General features: G+C 70.5%; 1 protein-coding gene. It reads left to right on the top strand.

Going from position 1 to position 2,082, the window contains the following annotated elements; genetic code table 11:
- Positions 1-243 precede the first annotated feature (243 nt).
- Positions 244-2,082: thiamine pyrophosphate-dependent enzyme (locus I5G_RS00335; RefSeq protein ID WP_022877268.1), on the top strand; the 1,839-nt coding region annotated here is incomplete at its 3' end.

Genomic DNA, 2,082 nt, shown 5'->3' with positions numbered 1-2,082 from the left:
CGCCGAGGACGCCGACGACGAAGGCCTCGGCCTCGTCGAGATCGGGCACGGTGAAGCCGATGTGGTCGCTGCCGCGCAGTCCCGGAAGTCCCATGTCGCATCCTCCATTGGATCCATTGACGCCGATGAAGGCGCCTCTCGACAGTATCTCGCGGCAGTTGTGCCTTGTATTGGAGACAATCCGATCGTACAGTGTGAGCGAACGACCTGTATAGGTGGACGCAACGACGCGTGAGGAGCGACATGGCCAAGCGGAAACGGCTGAACACCGGTGTCGAGTGGGTGCAGCTGGAGACGACCGCCGCGGACTGGAAGGCCGCCGACCCGGAACTGCTCGGGACGATGCTCGGCCAGCTGCATCTCATCCGGGCCTTCGAGGAGGCGGTGCTCGACCTGGCGGGCGCGGGTCTCGTGCACGGCCCCGCGCACTCCAGCATCGGTCAGGAGGGCGGTGCGGTCGGCTCGATCGTGTCGCTCCGACCCGCGGATGCCGTGAACGGCTCGCACCGCGGACACCACCAGTTCCTCGCCAAGACGCTCGCGTACGTCTCCGGCGGTGCGCTCGACCCGGCCGCCCTCGTGACGCCGGACGTGCAGACGCTGCTCGACCGCACGCTGGCGGAGATCCTCGGACTCGCGTCCGGTTTCTCGGGTGGCCGCGGTGGCTCGATGCATCTGCAGTGGCTCGAGGCCGGCGCGCTGGGCACCAACGCGATCGTCGGTGGCGGCGCCCCGCTCGCCACGGGCCACGCGTGGCCGCAGAAGCACGCCGGCACCTCGGATGTGTCGATCAACTACTTCGGCGACGGGTCGAGCCAGATCGGCTCGGTGCTGGAGTCCATGAACCTCGCCTCGACGTGGAAGCTCCCCGTGGCGTTCTTCATCGAGAACAACCTGTACGCGGTGTCCACACGCGCCGACGAGGCGAGCGCCGACACGCGCTTCTCCGTGCGCGGCCAGGGCTTCTCGATCCCCGCGTGGCGCGTGGACGGCATGGACCCGCTCGCCGTGCACCTCGCCACCGGCGAAGCGCTGGAGCGCATGCGCGCGGGGGAGGGCCCCGCGATCGTCGAGGCCGAGGTCTACCGCTTCTTCCACCAGAACGGCCCCTACCCGGGCAGCGCCTTCGGCTACCGCACCAAGGACGAGGAAGGCCAGTGGCGCGCCCGCGATCCGCTGGAGCGGATGGCATCCGAGATGCGCCGCCTCGGGCTCCTCGACGACGCCGAGGCGCAGGCGGTCCGAGAGCAGGCCGTGGCCGCGGTCGCGCAGTCGGTCGCCGCCGTGGTCGAGGCCGACCCCGAGCGTCCCGGCAGGCGCCGCATCCGCCCGGAGCTGTGGCCCGACCCGGCCGTGGTGGACACCGGCATCCGGGGGGATGCCTCCGAGCTCGCCGCCCTCACGGCATCCGAACCCGCGCAGTGGACCGGCGGGTGGCGCGACCTGAAGTTCGTCGACGCCGTCGCCCAGACCATGGACCGCCGGATGGAGACCGACCCCCGCATCATCGTGCTCGGCGAGGACGTGCACCGCCTCGGCGGCGGTACGAACGGCGCGACGAAGGGCCTCGCCGAGAAGTACGGCCCCGACCGCGTCATCGGCACCCCGATCAGCGAGAACGGCTTCTTCGGCGCCGCCGGCGGCATCGCGATGGACGGCCGGTTCCGCCCCGTCGTGGAGTTCATGTACCCCGACTTCATGTGGGTGGCTGCGGACCAGGTGTTCAACCAGGTCGGCAAGGCCCGGCACATGTTCGGCGACAACAACACCGTCCCGCTCGTGCTGCGCACCAAGGTCGCGATGGGGTCCGGCTACGGCTCGCAGCACCTCATGGATCCCGCCGGGATCTTCGCGACGCAGGCCGGGTGGCGCATCGTCGCCGCCTCGACCGCTGCCGACTACGTCGGGCTCATGAACGCCGCGCTCGCCCTCGAGGACCCGGTGCTCGTGATCGAGCACGTCGACCTCTACGGCACGCCCGACCGCGTCCCCGACACCGATCTCGACTACGTCATCCCGCCCGGATCCGCCGCCGTGCGCCGCCCGGGGAACGACGTGACGGTGCTCACCTCCTCTCGATGT

It is taken from the genome of Microbacterium sp. B19 (assembly GCF_000333395.1).
In the GTDB taxonomy this organism is placed as follows: Bacteria; Actinomycetota; Actinomycetes; order Actinomycetales; family Microbacteriaceae; genus Microbacterium.
This window is presented reverse-complemented; position numbering and strand designations above follow the sequence as displayed.